The following is a 20,646-nucleotide window of genomic DNA, read 5'->3' as shown; positions in this document are numbered from 1 at the left end:
ATGCTTGCCTTCTTTGAACACTTGACCACTGCCCATCACAAGGTTAATAGTGGAAATCTGAAGATCCTCGAGGACCATAAGTAGTATTACCTCAAATTATAATACATGGTTTTAGGGAACGATAAAGGATGTGTTATCATAAGTTTTAAAAGTTTTGATTTTTTCTTTTTGACAAATGCAAAAGGATTCCTTATGATCGCTTTTAACCTTCCGAAATCCATTATATAACATCCCCCATGTCATTAATTTTTAGCAATTTTGTAAATCAACAACAAAACCGAAAAATACCTTTCATTGTTGAAATTTGTCGTTCCATTTTTTCCTTCATACAAAGGTGTATGAAATTGCTACCGTAGAAACACTATGAGAGAACCTTTCTAAGCGTTCTAATATGTCAAACGTCACTTGAATTCTTCAATGTTTATTTTCGTCAGTAAGTCTACTGCTTTTATCAACTCCTGTATCATCGAATTGGATAAGCAGTTAAATAAACTTCTAAGCCGTAGCTGATATTCCATCTGTTCTTGGCAAATAAATACTATCACAGTATTCGTACAAATGGTCGAACTTACATAAACTTCGGGAAAAAAGTACCATCTTCAGGGAATAGTGCTGAATGATAGAGTCTTTTCAATTACCTTCTCCATCACAGTAACCTCATCACTTAAAAGATCATATACAGGCTATCAATTTCGATGAATCATGCTTAAGCATCGTACGCAAAAACTTGTCTTTAGGTTAGTGCAGAAAATACTTGATGCCAATGGACACTGTTAAAACTATTAAAATATGATCCGCTTGGTCTTCTGCTTTTTTTGATGGACTCATGTCCAAATAAGTTGCAAAACGTTCTTTTTCGAACAGTGAAAATTAATTAGGTCATGTGGTTATTAGTCGGTAAATCTCCATCTTTAAAAAAGAAAGTCAAAAAACTTTAAAAATTTCTCTGTAGTCCATAAATGTTTAGAAAGCCTAATATTTTTTCTCATCTCTTCAATTTCGGTTTCGCTTACGGTAAAATGTTCAAAGTATTCGCAATCCTTTGGAATCGAAATAGCCATTCCATTTTTAGTAATCAACGAATAAAAGTCGTTTTCATTCTCTGGTACAATAGGCACCAATCCTAAGGCTAAATATAGCAAGACATCTTGAGGCACGTTGATTATATGATTAATATGAGAAATTAAGGAATCTGTCAGCATCATATCTGAGCTCTTTTGACTGAATGTAAGAATATCATCTAAGCTCGCTTTGTGAGTGTAAAATGTTCCAAAATAACCTAATCCGAATACAAAGTTACCAAGTCTATTTGCAAGGTCTTTCAAATTCCGCTTCCAAGACCAAAAACTTAATTTGTTAATTCTTTCAAGGTCGAAGTCAATTTTTCCAAAATTCGCTTTGGGCAACGGATTGTAACCTTCCAAGTTATTGGGGAGGGCAAGATAAAACTTATTTACCTTAGACGACTCGGTACTCGGAGCTATGAAATCGACAAACGTGTCCAAGAGCATTACCTGTTTTTTAACGGAAGATAGTTCAGGGAATCTACTTTCAAAATAATTCTTCATGTTTTCTGTTGGGAAGATTATCAAATCTACGTTTGATAGACTGCGCGCCAATAACGAATTGAAAGTTTGATCCTCAAAAAGTGATATCTTCGAATTAAATCCGTAGATAGAAACTACTTTTGGATTTTTAGTCTTGAGAAATTCGTATGTTTTTGTGAATTCATGAAGACATCTGACAATCTGTGATATCTCGAATGGTGAAGAGTAATTACCGACGGCGTTACCAAAACATAAGACTGCAGAAACTTCCTTCTGGTTCAGCAGTTCAAACAAGTTCCGATATTGTACCATCGTTGCTCCAAGGCTTCTAACAAAGGTTCTATTGGATGGATCAGAATTCTTCAAATAAGGAATAATAATCTCAAACCCCTTTTTTACCAAGCCATACAACAACTCTGGATTTACAAGTTCTCCAAATACGATAATTACCTTTCTTTTGTTTTTTAAGAGTTTATACTTGTTACTCAGAAGGCTTTTGGTCTCATTGTCTGGTGCGCTTGCTGCTGCAAGGTGCGCAAAGTTTAAAGCTATTTCATGTTCTCCTGTTTCAGAAGTAAAATCGTACAAAATATCGTACAAATGACTATCGTTTTCAACGTACTCCAAAGCTTGGATAGCTATCTCAGCCGCCTGAGAGAGCTTATTATTTAGATATAAGATCTCCGAATAATTAACCAAGACTTCGCCGTCTTCTGGTTTTAATGTCCGGGCTTTTTCGATGTTTTTTAGAGCTTCTTCTTTTAAGCCGAGATTAAGATAGGAGATTGCCAATGCCATAAATTGATAATATTCGGTAGGGTTGGTCTCCTCTGTTAAAAGTTTTATTACCTCTTCGAATCTGCCTTCCAACAACATTTTTTCTAGATACTCGTAGCTTATCGCATTCACCGGCGAAAAGCCAAGGTTTTTATAAACTAGCTTACTTTTTGGAAGCATACGCGATCCACTTAGTAACTCCTGAAAGAGATTCCACACTCTCTCGGAAGATTTGTTATCTCTGAACTCGTGTACGCTTTCGGTTACAAATTTTCTATTAGACGCGTAAGATGATGTATCCTTTTGAACTTCACTTATGGACCTTATCAGTTCGTTTGTGTTGTGACAAATCGGACCCGGCATCCATATGTCCAAAGGTTCCAATAGAAAATCCCTTCGTTCAGTATAGAATTCAATATCAGGAACAAAGAAAATTATTGGCCTGTTAAGTAATAACCAATCAAAATAGACGGATGAGTAATCCGTTATTAAAATGTCTCCAGCAGGTAGCAATTCATAGAAGTCCAGGAAATTTTTCTCTAGTTCAGAGTCTGTAACAAAGGCTATTCGCTTACTTGGAGAACGGTCCATCATTTCGTAAGCCTTGGAATCCTCAAATGGATGTAGCTTTATAATAAGAAAGTAGTTCTCCCTCTCTAAGAACCTTTTGAACTCTTCGTTGAAAAAAGTTTCCTCAACAATACTTAGAGTTTCTTGTCTGTCCGTTCTATATTTTGTAACTCTATACGATGGCATGTAGAAAATGATTTGTGATTTTCTCAGGTCATGTTCCCTAAGTCTGGTGATTTTGGCAAGATTTCTAACAGAGGTTTCTCTATCTAAGAAAAGAAAATCGTTCCTCGGCATACCAGTGATTGCGTAATTGTCGTATGTCAGTGGAAAACAAGAATTGAAAAGCGTAGTATACAGACTTGAATAGGACAACACAATATCTGTTTTACTTATCATTTCCAAAATATATCCCAAATTTTTTTCATCTTTTAGGTCGAGTAATCCAAGGGTTTTCAAAGGAAAGCCATGCCAACTTTGAACACAAATCTGCTCTTTACTAAACTTAAAGGGTACAAATGTAGTGAAGACAACCTTTGAAGACGCTATGTAATCTTTAGTATCTTTATCATTCATCACCGAATATTGAGAAACCAATCTGAACTCAACGTTGGTCGGCTTTTTCTGCATCAGAAACTTATAAAGTGCCAAAGAATTTGAACCAGAATAATTATGTGTTATGAGCGCTATGCGATTGTCCCTTATACCTAACTGATTTCTCATGTTAAAATAGCTCATGCTATCACCTCTAAAGTCTATGTCTATCTGTCTAACCAATCTGTTCATAGATACTTCTAATCAAATTGAAGACCCGTTCCGAAGATTTTGAGTCCATATAGTGGTGTACAATTCTCTTCAGCAATTCTCTTTTGTTTTTCTGATAATTCTTGTCACTCAAAGAATTCTGTATCTCCCTTTGAAGCTCGTGAACATTCTTAGCTATAGCTCCTGGAACCCACAACTCCAAAGGTTCTACCAGAAAGTTTCTTTGCTTCTTGTATAATTCCCTGTCTGGTATATAGTTAACTACAGGCTTGTCGGTTAAAAGCCAATCGTAGGCAATAGAAGAGTAGTCTGTTATAAGCAAATCAAAGCATGGTAGTAATTCATAAAGGTCTGTGAAATTTCTTTTCAAATCTTCGTCTTTGATCAAGAAAATTCTTTGTCGGTTCGTTACTGACTGAAAGATTTTCTTGATTAAACCTGAAGATTCAAGGAACCTTTTTTCAACAGGATGCAGTTTTAAAAACAAAACGCTGTTGATTTCATCCAAAAACGAAACAAATTCATCACTAAAAATTTGGTCAAGATACTCAAAATACGATGTTTGGAGATAGTCATCTCCCCTGTATCCTGATAATTTGTAAGTCGGCGAAAAAAGAATGAACTTTTCAGAACTCTTGCAAATCCCAAATATCCTTTCGAGGTTTTCTTTTACTTTTTCAAAAGGAAGAAATAAAAAATCATTTCGTGGCATGCCAGTAATGTAATATTTACTAGCAAATGTGGGAAAACAAGCATTGTAAAATGTCTGGTATGTTTTGGAATAAGACAAAACTATGTCTGATCTTGCTAAAGAGTCAACGTATATTCCATTATCTCGCAAGCAATCATTTTGGTTTAAAACACCAAGGGTTTTTAATGGAAAACCATGCCAAGTTTGAATAACAATTTGCCCGTCTGAATATTTTATTGGATCATAGGCCGTATAAATTAAAAACCTGGAAGTTTTGATAAACTCAAGTTCTTCTAAGGAATTATTTCCACTCCTAATAATTAATTTCACGTCAAAAATATTCTGATTTGATTTCAGAAATTTGTACAGAGCAACTGTATTAGAACCGCTGAAGTTGCCTGTAAAAAGAGTTATCCTGTTGGAAACTAAACTTTCCATTCGCCCACCCCGTTTCTGTAAGTAAATCTATCAATAAGAGCTGACTACCACCTTTATGAGGTCGCAAAAGAATTTCTCAGGAACTGTTGAAATACAAGTATTCCTTAGTTTATCACGAATCTCTTTACAATGTTTGAAAAAGATGACGTTGTTGTAATTTTTTCCATATACTTTAATGTTCCTTCAGGAGCAATTGGGATAACTCCAGCCATTAGGTATTCATAATATCTGTTTGGAATGTTGTACTGCTCAAACTCCATAAACTCAGGGTCCTCAGTCGCTGCTCCAGATGTAAGTAATCCCAGGTCATATTTCATTAATTCAAGATATCCTTCTGGTTTTAGAAGATTAATCGGTTCCTCAATAAAAAATGAATTCTGGTACCTTTGTTTCAATTTAAAATATGGATTGTCTTTTTCAAAGATTGGTTCATTAACAGATTTAATCAATGCTTTCGTATGGAGATGTACAGTAAATCCAGCCCTAAGGAGTTCCTCAATTATGTCTACATAATAATATCTGCCACGAGATCTTGTCTCATTTTTGTCCCAAATTACTCTCCCGCTCAGAATGCACACATGAAATTTGTTGTCCATTTCAGATAGTTTTCGAACTTTTTGTTTCTCAAGAAAATCGTAGACCACTTTTGAGCGCCAATCGACATCTGCATATTCTATTTTTTCTGAGAAATCTTTATTATACTTTTTCCTTAAGAGTTCCAAATATCCATCATGTGGAACTATAATTCGCTCTGCGTTCTCAAGAGCAAAAAACTCAAATTCGTTTGGATATATTCTTGTTTCCTTGAAAGTTAATACATATGGAATGCCCAGTATTCCCAAGAGCGTTGCAAAAACGAAAGAGCTATCGAAATCATTGTCCCCAACCCAAACCATATCGCTTTTCGAGATTTCGTGCGTTACTACTCGAAGCATTTCAGTTGGTAGTATGTCTATCAGTTTCTTTTCAGGTCGTAAATACGACGCGTAATTTCTGTAAAAAGTATCCCATGAAAACCTTCTACCGCTAAATTTTCTAGTGAAATCGTCCCATGCCAATCCAACATCAAGAAGAGCCTGAAACGCTTCATTATCAGAAGAGAAATGAAAATATCTCAAGTTTTCAACTTCACTTACCAAAGTTATATCCAAAAACCTGTGTGGAGCAGTACCTATTATTCCAACCCTTGAGATTTTAAGACCTATTTTAACCATCTCCTTTCGTTATTCGTAGATAATAGTCGGACACTTATGCAAAAAGACTTGCATTCAATAACAAAATCTTGTAAATTATATCCCATTGACCATTAAAATGCTGTTTTTGAAAAATCGCTTAAGGTTATCCGCGCTTTTCCATTTACTGCCTCTTGTGCTTCGACTTTCACTGAACAAATCGCAGAAAGTTTTTGGCCCTTTTTTAAGATACTTTTATCAATTTTGACATGTTCTTTTGCCGTTGTTCGATTTTATTTTTCTGGAATGATAACATTGGTTCCTATAAATTTATTACTAAATTCCCTTTGAACGATTTTCACCCATCGATGGTCTAATATATTAGAGCACAAGAAATGGCTAGATAAAGTTTATTAGATTTTTGCGATATTTATTCCCCGTCCATGCCGGTAGGGAGGGATGGTTATGAGGATTAATAACAACGTAGGAATGTGGGCTATTAGGTACCTTCAAAATTTACAAACGCATCACAATAGCCAGATGCAGAGTTTGGCACAGGCAACTGTACCAATTCAACAGAACGTGGCTTTTGGAGCGATAGCCGAGCGCATACGTTCGCAAATCAACGGCTATCGCGAAGCTATGATGAGTACGTACAATGCAATCGGCGTTATGAACGTTGCAGAAGGCGGTCTTCAAAGCATTTCAAACAACCTCCAAAGAATGAGGGAGTTAGCAGTTCAAGCTTCGAATGGGACTCTTTCGGAAAATGAGCGTGCGGCTTTACAGCAGGAATTTTCACAGTTGGCACAAGGTATAAACAAGGTGGTCGATCAGACTACATATAACAACAGAAGAGTTCTTGGTGGTGATATTAAGGACATGCAAGTGCAACTTGGTCCAAATGAAGGGCAGAGAATGAGGATCACCCTCCCAGGCATGGACATTAGGTCTTTAGGACTTGAAAATGTGAATCTTAACAGTACTGAAAATGCTCAAAATGCCCTTAAAGTTCTTGATACGGCAATAGAGAATGTTTCGCGAACGAGAAGTTACGTTGGTAGTGTAACAAACCGGCTTGAAGGTGCAGCAAGGGAACTGAGCAATACGATGATAAACCTCACCTCCTCCGTGAGTGTTTTGACAGACACAGATATGGCACGTGGTATGATGGATTTGATAAGGACAAGATTGCAGCAGCAGGCAACTGCGGGTATACTTGGTCAATCTAACGTGAACGCCTTGAATGTTCTAAGGTTACTTGGATAGCCATAACTCCGACCAGAAACAAGAAAAAAGCGGTGGATTGCTCCACCGCTTTTTATTTTTTATTTTTGGTGCCGAGGGCGGGACTTGAACCCGCACGGGGTTTGAACCCCTGTTGATTTTGAGTCAACCGCGTCTGCCAATTCCGCCACCTCGGCACTTCGCTTTGGGCGTATGTTATTTTATCATTGATACAGGAATTTTTCAAGATAGATTTTGAGTTTGCTATAGAAAAAATCGGCGCCCTTTCGAGCGCCGATTGCTATTAAGATTACTTATTTTACTTTAAACAGCCAAATATCGCTACCACCAAGGTTGATTCCAAGATCCCCATTCCTGGAGAACGAGGTGCCAACTACGAGTATTGTGCCGTCTTCTTCGATAAATACGTCATATCCGTAATCTGCCAAGCTTCCACCGTATGTCTTTGACCATCTTAGGTTGCCATCGTTATCAATATCAATCAACCAAACGTCTGCGGCACCTTTTTGACCATCGACTTTTGAGAACGTGTATCCAACAATTGCAAAGCCTCCATCTACGAATTCCGCACCAGCGTAAGCGATGTCTTCTTCAGCACCACCAAACGTCTTGAGCCACAGGATTTTACCTTCTGGGTTAATCTTCGCAACAAGTACATCCCAGTAGCCAGCGTTTTGTTGAACGTCTCCATCAACAGATGTTGTGTAACCTACAATTAAGAAGTTACCATCCCTTGTTTTGATTATTCTCGAGACCTCGTCTTGATCTGTTCCTCCAATTGCAACATTTATGCTTATTGTGCTCAAGTCTTTGCTCACTTTGAATATCCAGATGTCAGATGTTCCATGGTTGTATGGAATGTTGCCTTCAAGCGAGTATGTAACGTTTGCAACAAGGTAACCGTCTTCGAGTTCAATTACATCTATAGCCTTATCTCTATCCAAACCGCCGAATGTCTTACTTGCAACGATGTTTCCTTGTGAATCAAGTTTGAGTAGCCAGCTGTCCCATGTTCCGATGTTTCCGCGAGTATCACCGTTGACTGAGTTGGTTGTACCAACGATTAAGAAACCGCCGTCGGATGTTACGATGACTTTGGATGGTATGTCGTTACCCGTTCCACCGTAGAGTTTTAGCCATTTAGTATTTCCTTCTTTATCAAGTTTGGCAAGCAGGTATTCCCATCCACCTTTGTTAACTTGACCATCAACTTCTTTCGACAATGTGTACCCAAGCACAACATATCCGTCTGCTACCTCTTTGACATCCGCAGCTTCATCCCAGCCAGTACCACCAAGTAGTTTCATCCACTGAATTTCAAGTTCTTTGTTCAGCTTTATAACGAGTATATCAGACTCACCTTTGAAACCTTCGAGTTTGCTCGATTGTGTGCTTGCAACAAGTATGTAACCGCCATCGCTTGTCTTGACAACTTTTCTTGCTGTATCTTGACCTGAGTGACCGAGCAAAGTTTGTTTTTGAATTGTCGGGAGTTTCGTCCTGAATGAGAATACTTCGCTTTCAACTTCTCCGAATTTGTTTCTGGCTATGACCTTCCATTTGTACTCCGTTCCAAAGTGAAGTGTTGGAAGTTCGTATTCTGCCTGTGCTTCCTTGAGTTGAGCAATTAATTCCAGCGATACCGTTCCAAAGTAGAGATCAAATTCTTCAGCCCTTCCACTTTCCCACTTTAATGTTACATCAACTGGAACTTCTGTTGCACCATTTTCTGGATAAACTGCTCTCGGTTGTTCTGGTACTTGACCTGTTGTGAATTTCCAAACAGGTCCTTCTGTGCTTCCAAATCTGTTCTTTGCAACAACTTTCCAATAATACGTTGTACCAAATAGTAAGTCTGTAACTTCCACTGCGCTTTCTAACATGTCTGAAGCAAACAATTCGAGCTTGTCTGGTGAGAACCCTATGTATAGATCATACGAATCCGCTTTTGCACTTTCCCATCTGAGCACCAGGTTGTTGAATTGATCAACTGCACCGTCTTCAGGATAAGGATTAAACGGCTGTGCTGGAACATTTCCAACGGTGAATTTGACAATTGGGCTTTCGGCCTCGCCAAATCTATTCTTTCCAACAACTTTCCAATAGTACGTTGTACCAAGTTCAAGGTCGTTCACAACCAATTTGCTATCTTTAATATCTTCCGCAATAAGTTCTAAGTCTTCTTTGGATTTTCCAAGGTACACATCGTAGGTATCTGCGCAGTCGAATTCCCATGCAAGTTCTGGATCTTTCCAGACATCTTCTTCACCATCAGCCGGGCTCAAAATGTTCAAGAAGACTGGAGCCTTACCAGTTTTGAATGTTTCCATTTCGCTTTCACTTGAGCCAAAATCATTCTTGGCAACTACTTTCCAAACAAATGCAGTGTCCATTTCAAGTTCATATGGCAATGTGAATTCGAGTTCCGTGGTTGTAGCTATAAGCTCTAAGCTACTCGCATCTGTTCCGAGGTACAATTCATATTCGTTCGCATCCTCGCTTATCCACTTAAATGTTGGCTGTACCCAAACTTTTTCACCTTTTGGTTCAATTAGTTCTGGTTTGGTTGGAACATCACCGGTTGAGAAGATCCAAACAGGTCCTTCGGTCTCACCATACGCGTTTTTCGCAACAACTTTCCAATAGTAAGCCGTTCCGAGATCAAGCTTTTTGGTGTCATATTCCGGTTCATCAACGGTTGCAACAAGTTGTAATTCATCAGGAGATTTTCCAAGGTACAAATCGAAACTCGAAGCTCTTTCTGATTGCCACATCAGACGAGGCTCAATCCATACCTTCTGTGCACCGTCGTACGGAACGGGGTTATCTGGAACAGTTGGAGCATCGCCTATTCTGAACTTAAAGACTTTGCTTTCTGTTTCTCCGAAAGCATTTCTGGCAACTATTTTCCATTCATATGTTGTTGAAGGTTTCAAACCTTTGACTTCGTATTTGTTATCAAAGTAGTTCTTTTCCAACAGTTGTAGGTTACCTTCTTCTCCAAAGTAAATGTCGTACATTTTTGCGCGTTTCGATTGCCATTCCAAAGTAACTGTTGGAAGCACGTCAGTAGCACCGTCTAGTGGTTCAATTCCTTCGAATTCTCCAGGCACAAACTCAGTATTTTGGAAATCGATCAACGCGTTGATGAGCACTCCACCGGAACCTATTAAAACCGTTAATGGAATGTTTGCGAGAGATATCCTATCTCTCACAACTTCTACTCCGTCTCTTCGACCGTATGCAACCACTCTTTCGTCCTTTTTGTCGATTAAACCGAGGACTTTGACGATTACGTTGTATTTACCTGCTTTGAGCTTCGTAATTAGTCCGGTTGCCTGACCAGTTTCTCTATCGTAGTTCAAAAGGAACGGACCTTCTACAACTTCCTGATTGAATATTTCGACAGTAGCTCTCGTAATCCAAATACCGTTTTCTAATAGTGCCTTGTCGAGTTCTGAAAGTCCAAGGCTGTACTCTTCGTATTCACCTGGAGGTAAGATTGGTTCAACGATGGGAGCGTACTTTTGAAGTAACGTGTCGAGTGCTTCTTTGAGGTCAACGTTCGGGTTTTCAAGAAGTGCTTTCAGCTCGTAATACAACCTTGCTAAAGGCGTTGTTTGTGTCACTTGCGAAAACGCTATAGTAGATACAAGTGCGAGAAGAACAAAAAACCATAGGAATACTTTCCTCATGAAATCTCCCCCCTTTGGTTGTGATTGAAATCGCGATTTAACAGATTTTTGGATTACCTGTATGTTAACACCAGCTATATTATACCACCAAGTTCTTCAAATTTTGCAATACTTTTTTGAAGATTTTCAATTTTTGACTCGAGAGACTTGAATTTAATGAGGGCTGTTCGCTTAAATCTCTATTTTTCATGCTTTCGCATCTTCAAGAAGCAACTATTGATTTCTTAACCGAAAACTTCTGGAATGAAAATGCGAATATTTTCAGCAAAAATTTATTTCAGAATGACTTTTTAATTCTTTTTTCACAAAGCCAAAATTTGATTGGTTATTACAGTTATGACTGTAAATATTTACATAGCTAAAATACGAACGAATCATAAGCCCGCCCTGATGGGCAAATCACTTAGGTAGGAGGGGTCGTTATGAGAAGGTTTTTCCTGCTGGTGTTTCTGGCGGTTTTTCTTACAACAGCTTTATTTGCTGATGTTGTCTACAAACGCGATGAAACGTTGTACGCAGGTGGTGGTATGTGGTCTCCACCATCCAACTGGAACCCGATCACACCATGGAACGCAGTAACTGGGACTGTAGGATTGATTTACGAAACGTTGTATGGTTACGATCCTCTCAAAGACGAACTCATACCGTGGCTTGCCGAAAGTGGAAGATGGCTTCAAAAGAACGCCTTTGAAATTAAGCTGAGAAAGGGTGTAACTTGGCACGATGGTACTCCGTTTACATCAAAAGACGTGAAATTCACACTGGAACTTGCAAAACAAATCCCCGAAATTTCCTACAGCTATTTGTGGAACTGGATTGCAAAGGTAGAAACTCCGGACGATTATACGGTTGTTTTTACTTTCACAGTTCCAAGGTATCACGAATGGAACTACCAACTTTACCAGTTACCGATTATACCACAGCACATCTGGTCGAAAAGGTCAAAAGATGAAATTCTTTCCGGCGCAAATGAGAAGCCAATTGGAACAGGACCTTACATGGCCGAAACATACTCAGATGATCGTATGATTTACCTGAGAAACGATAGCTGGTGGGGAAACAAGGTTTTCGGACAGCCAAAGCCAAAGAGGATTGTATACTTAAGAGTGCTCAGCAACAACGTGGCAGTCGGAATGATACTCAAAGGTGAACTCGACATTTCCAATTTCTTCCTGCCAGGTATCCCAACATTAAAGAAGAGTTATTCTCAAATTCATACGTGGTTTGATAAAGAACCCTACATGCTTTCCGACAACACAGCGTATTTGTTTATCAACACAACAAAGAAGCCCCTAAATGATCCAAACCTTAGAAGAGCTTTGGCTTTCGCAATTGATCCGAACGTCATTGCCAGAACAGTATTCGAAGGACAAGTTGTGCCAAGTAACCCTGTTGGATTCCTCCCAATCAAAGGTTGGATGAAGTACTATCCTGAAAATGCTGTCAAACAACTTGGATTTAAGTATGACCCGAAGACAGCAAGAGAATTACTTGATAAAGCAGGATACAAGGATGTAAACAAAGATGGCTACAGAGAAGCACCGGACGGAAGTAAATTCAAAGTCTCTATAATTGTTCCGTTCGGATGGACCGACTGGATGGAATCCGCTAAGCTTATCGCCTCACAGTTCAGAGCCGTCGGTATCAATGCAGAAGCTCAGTTCCCCGATTACAGTAAGTACTGGGAAGACTTAACAAGCGGAAAATTCGATATGGCGATCAACAACTTCAATTCCCAGATGAGCGTCTCTCCGTGGACGATGTTCAACTGGGTCTTTAATTCCAACATCGACGAATATATGTACAACGGTAATTTCGGAAGATACAACAATCCAAAACTCTTCGATTTAGTCACACAACTTAACATGACACCAATGGATGATATTGCTGCTAATAAACGTATTGTGGAACAAATAGCTGAGATCTTCCTCAAAGATATGCCGGCGATACCTCTATGGTACAATGGTATGTGGTTCCAGGCAAGTACGCAAGTTTGGAAGAATTGGCCAAGTGAAAAGAATCCATATGCTTATCCAGTTACCTGGGTCGGAAGATGGCAGACCGGAGGAATACTCATGCTGATAGGCATATCAAGTAAATAACCTAACAATGCAGGGGTGCTCTTGATGAAGAAATATCTGAGAACAAAGATATTTGTTTATATCCTTACGTTTATCTTCGCTGTTACTATCGATTGGTTGATTCCCAGGCTCATGCCTGGGAATCCTATACTTGTTTTAGTTTCAAGATTTGCAACTTTGCCAGAATCCTCGAAAATCGTTTATAGCTATCTCACAAAAGCATTTGGCTTGGACCTTCCAATGTGGAGGCAGTACCTGAATTTTTGGATCGCATTCTTTAAGGGCGACCTTGGAGTAAGTATCTATCTTTACCCAAAACCTGTCGTAGATGTTCTCAAAAGCGCTCTTCCGTACTCGCTTGGGATACTGATACCTTCCATACTGGCAAGCTGGTTCGTTGGTAACAATCTCGGTGCCATTGCAGCACGCCGAAAAAGATTGGATTCTATTATGTTACCTATCATGTATTTCATAACCGGAGCACCGTACCTTTGGATAGGAATCTTGCTTGCATACTTTCTTGGTGTTGTGCTCAGGATTTTCCCAATAGCCGGAGCTTACAGTTTTGCTCTAAGACCACACTGGTCTTGGCTTTTTGTCGGAGATTTTCTGAAACATTGGATTCTACCATTCCTTTCGCTTTTTATAATTCAACTTGGCGGATGGGCAATAGGTATGAGAAATATGATTATCTACGAACTTGAGAGTAACTACGCAAGGTATCTGGAAACTTTGGGTGTGAAAAGAAAACTTATCAGAAAATACGCATTCAGGAACGCTATATTGCCCCAGATTACTGGTCTTGCTCTCCAGCTTGGAACGGTAATCGCTGGTCAAGTAACCACGGAAGTTGTCTTTTCATATCCAGGGATAGGATATATACTAACTCAGGCGATACTAAACCAAGATTATTTTTTAATTCAGGGCTGTTTCTTGTTCATCATAATCGGAGTGCTCGTAGCAAACTTCACCGTTGACCTTGTATACCTGGCGCTCGATCCACGGGTCAGATTTTCTTACGGTGGTGAGATTTGATGAGGGAAATTTTGTTTTTCGCATTGAGAAACAAAAAACTCAGAATAGGGCTGTCCATTGTTGTCTTCTTTCTTGTATTAGCTATAATAGGTCCGTACATTTCCAAGTACAAAGATCCGTTAGAGTACGTAGGTCCCGGCTATCAACCACCAAGTAGAAATTACTGGTTGGGTACAACCACGTTTGGGCAAGATGTGTTCACGCAGCTGGTTTTTGGACTGAGGTCTTCGTTCTTCATAGGGTTTCTTGGTGGGGGATTGGCCACTTTGATTGGTTTAATTATAGGATTTTTCGCAGGTTACGAAGGTGGTTGGATCGATGAGTTGCTGATGATGGTTACTAATATACTTCTTGTTGTACCGACCCTTGCGTTGTTGATTATCATTGCTTCCTATCTTCCGTACAGGGGTATATTCATCCAAAGTGTTATCATCGGTTTCACCGCATGGCCATGGACCGCCCGAGCCGTGAGAGCGCAAACTTTGTCATTAAAGGTACGCGAGTACGTGAACCTTGCCAGGATAACTGGTCGGAGTCATTTGAAAATCATTCTCTACGAGATAATGCCCAACATGATGTCGTACGTGTTTATGGTCTTCATACTTCAATTTGGCGGTGCGATACTTGCCGCTGTGGGTCTTGATTTCATAGGACTGGGGCCAACAAAGGGTATTTCGATAGGATTGATGCTCCAGAACGCTGTGCTTTGGAATGCTATTCAGTTAGGTATGTGGTGGTGGGCGATAACTCCCGGATTGGTGATAACCTTGATCGTTGGTGCTCTGTACTTTATGAACACCGGACTGGATGAAGTGTTCAATCCAAGACTTAGAGAGATGTAGTCGCTTAAAGGGGTCGTGATGTAGATGCTAAGAGTTGATAATCTCAAATTGTACTACAAGACATTGAGAGGGTTTGTTAAAGCTGTTGACGATGTGAGCTTCGAGGTAAGGGATGAAGAGTTGCTTGGTCTTGCAGGTGAGTCAGGATGCGGGAAATCAACACTTGGAAATGGCTTAATATTGCTCAAGCCACCGTTGAATTATTTCGGTGGGGACGTCCAACTTGACGGTGAGAAACTTCCGATAGATGATTTCGAGAAAATGAACGACTTTCGGTTCAAGAAAATCTCTATAATTCCACAATACGCAATGGATGCACTGAATCCTACCAAAAAGCTTGGAACTTACGTAAGTGACGTTCTAATTAGTAAAGGTATAGAACCTGAAAGTGTTTGGGATAGGCTAATTGAAAGGCTAAAGTACGTCAATTTGTCAGAAAAGGTTTTGAAAATGTATCCAATAGAACTTTCAGGAGGTATGAAACAACGTGTGGTTATGGTTATCTCTACTTTGCTTAATCCATCCTTGCTGATAGCTGATGAAATAACTTCAGCGCTCGATGTGTCGACGCAAAAAGCGGTTTGTCTTATGATTAAGGGTTTTAAAGACGATGGGATAGTCAAATCAATGATATTTATAACTCATGACCTCTCGGTGTTATACCAAATTGCCGATAGGATAATGGTCATGTACGCCGGTAAGGTAGCTGAAATAGGCAGAACTCGTCAACTTATCGAAAATCCCGCACATCCCTACACAAGGATGCTTCTGAATTCATTACCAGAGGTGGGAGTGCGCTATACGGAAAAACTCCTGACCGGTATAGCAGGGCAACCACCACAGCTTTTAAATCCACCTACCGGTTGTCGATTCAAAGAACGATGTCCGTTGAGGGGGAAAGAATGTGACGAAGAGCCTCCAAAAGTTCAGATAGAAGAAGATCACGTTGCGTACTGCTGGAAGGTGAACACGAATGCTTGAGATAGTGAATTTGACGAAAGCCTATCCAATCGGTCCATTTGGAAGGGAAAAGTTTTACGCAGTTGACAATGTGAGCTTTAAAATAGAAGATCAGGAAATAGTCTCCCTTATAGGGGAAAGCGGCAGCGGAAAGACGACCATTGGAAAACTTATATTGAGATTGATCAAACCAACTTCTGGAAAGATATTTTACAATGCTTTTGACATATCATCCTTCAAAAACCTAAAGGAATACTACCGCCATGTGCAGGGGGTGTTCCAAGATCCTTTTAGCTCGTACAATCCGATTTTCAAGGTAGACAGGGTCTTTGAGATGGTTAGGGAGGAATTCTATCCAGATGTCAAGCGCAGCGATTGGCAAGAGCGATTGCAAAAAGTCATCGAAGATATCGGTTTAAATCCGAAAGAAGTTCTGGGTAAATTTCCGCACCAGCTAAGCGGTGGACAACTTCAGAGACTTCTTATAGCGCGTGCTTTGCTTATGGAAACGAAATTTTTGGTAGCTGATGAGATAATAAGTATGCTTGATGCTTCTACCAGAATCGATGTATTGAACACTCTGATAAAGTTGAAGGAAAAAGGACTTTCAGTTCTGTTCATTACTCACGATCTTTCACTTGGTTACTATACAAGCGACAAGACTATAATTCTTTATCGAGGAAGTATAATGGAGCACGGTGAGACTGAAAAAGTCTTCAATAACCCGCTCCATCCGTACACAAAAATGCTCCTGGAATCCGTGCCCACACTTCACAAGAAATGGGAAAAAAGCAGCGTTGCTCTTGAAGGAAAAAGTGTGCCGAAAGGATACTGTAAGTTCTACGATAGGTGCCCACTTGGAGATATCAACTGCAAGAACGTGGAACTAAGAGAAGTAGAGAACGGTCATTTCGTAGCATGTACGAAGGTATAAAATTCTGTAAATCTTAAGGAGTCAACTATGCAAAATTAAATTTTTGTTTTGAGTGTGAGATAGCATAATCAATATTGAACTTCTCTTTCTTTCTCAACATTGCGTACAACGTTCGCAATAACTTGTGTACTACTGACATTATCGCTTTTTTGTACGGTATACCTTGCTGCCTTTTTCGTTCATAGTATGTTCGGAAATATTCGTTGTGAATCACTACACTCACTGCCATTAGCCATAGTATTCGTCTTAGGTGGGCATTGCCCCTTTTCGATATGTGTCCTTCTACTTTGCTTTTGCCTGATTGGGCAATGCTTGGATCGAGTCCACAATACGCAATGAGTTTTTTGTATGTACTAAATCTTGAGATATCTCCAACTTCTGCCAAGAAATGCATCGCGCTGTTTTCACCAATACCTGGTATTGACGTGAGTATCTCGATATCAAGGTTTATCGCACTACATTCGCAATATTCTTTCATCATCTTGTCGTATTCTTCAAGCTGTTGCTGTAAAAATTGTAGTTCTTTGATATTTTGCACAAGAATCTTTTCTTTCATCGGCCAATATTGAGCAATCGAGTTATTAGCGAGTTCTTTAAGTTTTTGAGCATTAAGTTTTGTACTTCTGCCACGGTCTTTGGAAAAGAACACATCCAGATTACGAGCCTTTTGAATAGCCTTGGCAGAAGGGAAATGAGAAAGAAGATTGAGGATAGTGTCACTGTAGATATTGGTAACTCTTTCGAGTTCAGGGAAAAGAACGTTGAGCAGTTTTTCGATATTGCCTTTAACTTTTGCGATGCGGTGGATAATGTTTTCGCGTGCTCTGACAATATCACGAAGCTCAGAGTTGACAAAAGCAGAAGAAGGAATTTGATGTTGTAGGTAAAACAAAGCAGTAGCGATAATGCGAGCATCGATTTTGTCGGTTTTGGTCTTTCGAAGAGAAGCAAAGTTTTTAACAGTTAGAGGATTAAAAACAGCGCAAGCAAAGTCGTTGGAAGAAAGGAAAGCCAGAAGGTTGAGATGATAACAGCCAGTAGATTCCATAGCGATGATGATGGATTGTTTTGGGAAGGCAGAGAGTTTGTTTGCGAAGGAGGAAAAGCCTTGCTGGGACATATCGAAAGAAGATTCGAAGATGATGGAACTGGGATTAGAGATAGCGCAGACGTTGAACTTATCCTTGGAAACATCGATGCCGACGAAAACAGGGAAGTTATCCATGAAAAATCCTCCTTTCGAATGATGAGGGCAGGGAGCCTGCTGAACCAATCCTCCATGCTGACGAGGGCTGAAAGCCCAACCAACTAATCATGGTTAAAGGCAGGCAACAGACTCCTTAAATGGCTTAAAAGCCAAGGTGACATAAGTTGTCCTGCCCTCAATTTTTTTAAGCTAAATTATTTATACCATATTTTTATGTAGGAGGGATCTTTGTGTTTCCAAATTCATTCATGTTCGGTGCTTCGCTTTCGGGTTTCCAGTTCGAAATGGGAAATCCAAGTGACCCAAGTGAGCTTGATACTCAAACTGACTGGTTCGTTTGGGTCAGGGACCTTGAGAATCTTTTAAACGGCATCGTGAGTGGTGATTTGCCAGAAAGCGGTGCAGGTTATTGGAAAAGTTATGAAAAGATACATCAGCTCGCAGTTGATTTCGGGATGGATACTCTGAGGATAGGTATCGAATGGTCACGAATATTCCCAAGTTCAACAAGGGAAATTCCTTTTGGTGAGGGGATGCTCGAAAAGCTTGATAGTATCGCAAATAAAGACGCAGTTGAACATTACAGAAAGATCATGGAGGATATGAAATCAAAGGGATTAAAGGTTTTCGTAAACTTGAATCATTTCACGCTACCGTTGTGGTTACACGATCCATTGGCGGTTAGGAAAGGTAAACCTACGGATAAGCTCGGTTGGGTAAGTGATGATGCGCCGGTTGAGTTTGCAAAGTACGCCGAATACATCGCATGGAAATTTGGTGATATTGTCGATTACTGGTCAAGCATGAATGAACCGCATGTCGTTGCTCAGCTCGGTTATTTCCAAATACTGGCAGGCTTCCCACCAAGCTATTTCAATCCTGAATGGTACATCAAAAGTCTCAGAAATGAAGCAACTGCACATAATTTGACTTACGATGCTATTAAAAGACACACTGATAAACCCGTTGGTGTTATCTATTCTTTCACCTGGTACGATACACTCAAGCCAAACAACAGTGAAATATTTGAGAACGCTATGTGGCTTGCGAATTGGAATTTCATGGATCAAGTAAAAGATAAAGTCGACTACATCGGTGTCAACTATTACACCCGCGCCATGATTGATAAACTACCTAAGCCTATCGAGATTCAAGATTTCGAACTCAACTGGTACGTTGTGAGAGGATACGGTTATGCATGTCAAGAAGGTGGCTTTGCACTCTCAGGCAGACCAGCAAGTGAATTTGGTTGGGAGATCTATCCTGAAGGACTTTATTACTTACTCAAGGCGATATACGAAAGGTACAACAAACCTTTGATTGTAACGGAAAATGGTATTGCCGACCAAAACGATAAATACCGTGCACAGGTGCTCATATCGCATCTATACGCTGTAGAAAAGGCGATGAACGAGGGCGTTGATGTCCGAGGATACCTGCATTGGTCGATAGTTGATAATTACGAATGGGCAAAGGGATACAGCAAGCGATTTGGCCTTGCCTACACGGATTTCGAAAAGAAGTTATACATACCAAGACCTTCTATGTACGTCTTTAGAGAAATTGCCAAGACAAGGAGTATTGACCAATTCAAGGGGTATGATCCGTACGGACTCATGAAATTTTGATAAAATAAACAAGGGGTGTTCCAATGCCCAATATTTACGATGTTGCGAGAGCGGCGGGCGTGTCGATCGCAACAGTCTCAAGGGTATTGAACGGTGCAAAAAACGTCAGTGAAGAGACGCGAATAAAAGTCCTCCGTGCAGTCAAACATCTTGGTTACAAGCCGATGCCTTCTTTAAGGAAGGCATCGGAGTTACTTTACACAATAGGCGTTTTGTTACCAGATTTAAGGGGATACCACTACAACGAAATCGCTATGGCAATTGAAGATTACGCAAGCAAGCATGGTTTTGAAGTGATGGTATCCGTTCCAAAGATGATGCCTGAAGCAGAGAAACATGTACTGGATCAGTTTTTCAAAAGGAAAATCGACGGAGTCATATTATGCGAACTTTTTGGTGGTGTAAATTACATAGAACCTTTCATCAAGAGCGGTGTCCCGATAGTGACATTGGACTACTACATCGAAGAAATCTTGTGCGATTCCGTGAACATAGATAATCTTTCTGGAGCAAAAATTGCATTGAAATATCTATATCAAAACGGTCATAAGAAGATCCTGTTCCTGAGAGGTCCACATTACTCACCCGCAGCTGTGCAAAGAGAGAAAGGTATACGAAAGTTCTTGGATAAACACAAGGATGTGGAAATCTATCTCAGCGAGAATGAAGGGTATGAGCCGGAACACGGGTACGAAGCGGTTGCGACACACCTGAAAAAATTCGGCAAAAACTTCACAGCCGTCTTTTCTATAAACGATTGGTCAGCTATAGGTGCCATGCGCGCTCTCAGGGAATCGGGCCTTTCGATCCCGGATGATGTATCATTGATTGGATTTGACAACGCACCGTATTCAGAGTTCTTGTACCCACCACTGACGACGATACACCAGCCAAGGTGGGAGATGGGGCAAACCGCAGCACAGTTGCTAATTGAGAGAATTCTAAAGACTGGACCAAACATCCACCGAAACGTCGTACTTCCAACAAACCTCGTAGAACGTGCTTCTGTAAGGAATATCATGCAGAAGTAAAATCGTTTTCGATTTTTTATCAAAC

The 20,646-nt window shown here is 40.0% G+C and carries 13 protein-coding genes and 1 tRNA gene; 8 read left to right on the top strand and 6 right to left on the bottom strand.

Annotated elements, in window-relative coordinates; genetic code table 11:
- Positions 1-911 precede the first annotated feature (911 nt).
- The 3 genes from CBS1_RS06690 to CBS1_RS06680 all read right to left on the bottom strand — a co-directional run bounded on the left by CBS1_RS06690 (position 912) and on the right by CBS1_RS06680 (position 6,002).
- Positions 912-3,632 (bottom strand): CDP-glycerol glycerophosphotransferase family protein, encoded by a 2,721-nt coding sequence (locus tag CBS1_RS06690; RefSeq protein ID WP_164969255.1) that lies wholly within the window; start codon positions 3,630-3,632, stop codon positions 912-914.
- 31 nt (positions 3,633-3,663) lie between these two features.
- Positions 3,664-4,788 (bottom strand): CDP-glycerol glycerophosphotransferase family protein, encoded by a 1,125-nt coding sequence (locus tag CBS1_RS06685; protein WP_090222229.1) that lies wholly within the window; start codon positions 4,786-4,788, stop codon positions 3,664-3,666.
- 104 nt (positions 4,789-4,892) lie between these two features.
- Complete coding sequence (locus CBS1_RS06680) at positions 4,893-6,002, bottom strand: hypothetical protein (protein ID WP_090222230.1); 1,110 nt, start codon at positions 6,000-6,002, stop codon at positions 4,893-4,895.
- A 423-nt stretch (positions 6,003-6,425) separates the two neighbouring features.
- Between CBS1_RS06680 and CBS1_RS06675 the strand changes: the two genes are divergently transcribed.
- Entirely contained in the window at positions 6,426-7,229 is an 804-nt protein-coding gene (locus CBS1_RS06675) for a flagellin (protein WP_090222232.1), read from the top strand.
- Between the two features lie 66 nt (positions 7,230-7,295).
- Here CBS1_RS06675 and CBS1_RS06670 read toward each other — a convergent pair.
- Positions 7,296-7,384: transfer RNA gene (locus CBS1_RS06670), tRNA-Leu, on the bottom strand.
- Positions 7,385-7,501: 117 nt separating this feature from the next.
- Complete coding sequence (locus CBS1_RS06665; protein WP_090222233.1) at positions 7,502-10,903, bottom strand: fibronectin type III domain-containing protein; 3,402 nt, start codon at positions 10,901-10,903, stop codon at positions 7,502-7,504.
- 422 nt (positions 10,904-11,325) lie between these two features.
- Here CBS1_RS06665 and CBS1_RS06660 point away from each other — a divergent pair, with 422 nt between their 5' ends.
- From CBS1_RS06660 to CBS1_RS06640, 5 genes are read left to right on the top strand one after another with little or no spacing between them, the layout of a single operon-like run.
- Positions 11,326-13,005, top strand: coding sequence for an ABC transporter substrate-binding protein (locus tag CBS1_RS06660; protein ID WP_033192324.1), 1,680 nt, complete (start codon positions 11,326-11,328; stop codon positions 13,003-13,005).
- 24 nt (positions 13,006-13,029) lie between these two features.
- Positions 13,030-14,019, top strand: a complete 990-nt coding sequence (locus tag CBS1_RS06655) for an ABC transporter permease (protein ID WP_090222235.1) — start codon at positions 13,030-13,032, stop codon at positions 14,017-14,019.
- Positions 14,019-14,861, top strand: a complete 843-nt coding sequence (locus CBS1_RS06650; RefSeq protein ID WP_033192322.1) for an ABC transporter permease — start codon at positions 14,019-14,021, stop codon at positions 14,859-14,861. The genes CBS1_RS06655 and CBS1_RS06650 overlap by 1 nt, the downstream gene beginning before the upstream one ends.
- 24 nt (positions 14,862-14,885) lie before the next feature.
- Positions 14,886-15,842: an ABC transporter ATP-binding protein gene (locus CBS1_RS06645; protein ID WP_090222237.1), complete on the top strand. Its 957-nt coding sequence runs from the start codon at positions 14,886-14,888 to the stop codon at positions 15,840-15,842.
- Complete coding sequence (locus tag CBS1_RS06640; RefSeq protein ID WP_090222239.1) at positions 15,835-16,755, top strand: ABC transporter ATP-binding protein; 921 nt, start codon at positions 15,835-15,837, stop codon at positions 16,753-16,755. Before CBS1_RS06645 ends, CBS1_RS06640 begins: the two co-directional genes overlap by 8 nt.
- Positions 16,756-16,780: 25 nt before the next feature.
- On the opposite strand, the gene CBS1_RS06635 is transcribed toward CBS1_RS06640, so the two are convergent.
- Positions 16,781-17,980 (bottom strand): IS110 family RNA-guided transposase, encoded by a 1,200-nt coding sequence (locus tag CBS1_RS06635; protein WP_236938522.1) that lies wholly within the window; start codon positions 17,978-17,980, stop codon positions 16,781-16,783.
- A gap of 212 nt (positions 17,981-18,192) precedes the next feature.
- On the opposite strand from CBS1_RS06635, the gene bgaS reads away from it, so the two are divergent.
- Positions 18,193-19,590 (top strand): beta-galactosidase BgaS, encoded by a 1,398-nt coding sequence (gene bgaS, locus CBS1_RS06630; protein ID WP_090223355.1) that lies wholly within the window; start codon positions 18,193-18,195, stop codon positions 19,588-19,590.
- A gap of 23 nt (positions 19,591-19,613) precedes the next feature.
- Positions 19,614-20,621: a LacI family DNA-binding transcriptional regulator gene (locus CBS1_RS06625; protein ID WP_090223357.1), complete on the top strand. Its 1,008-nt coding sequence runs from the start codon at positions 19,614-19,616 to the stop codon at positions 20,619-20,621.
- Positions 20,622-20,646 lie beyond the last annotated feature (25 nt).

Source organism: Fervidobacterium changbaicum, assembly GCF_004117075.1.
Classification (GTDB): Bacteria; Thermotogota; Thermotogae; order Thermotogales; family Fervidobacteriaceae; genus Fervidobacterium; species Fervidobacterium islandicum.
The sequence above is the reverse complement of the archived record's forward strand: the minus strand, read 5'-3'. Positions and strand labels throughout refer to the sequence as shown.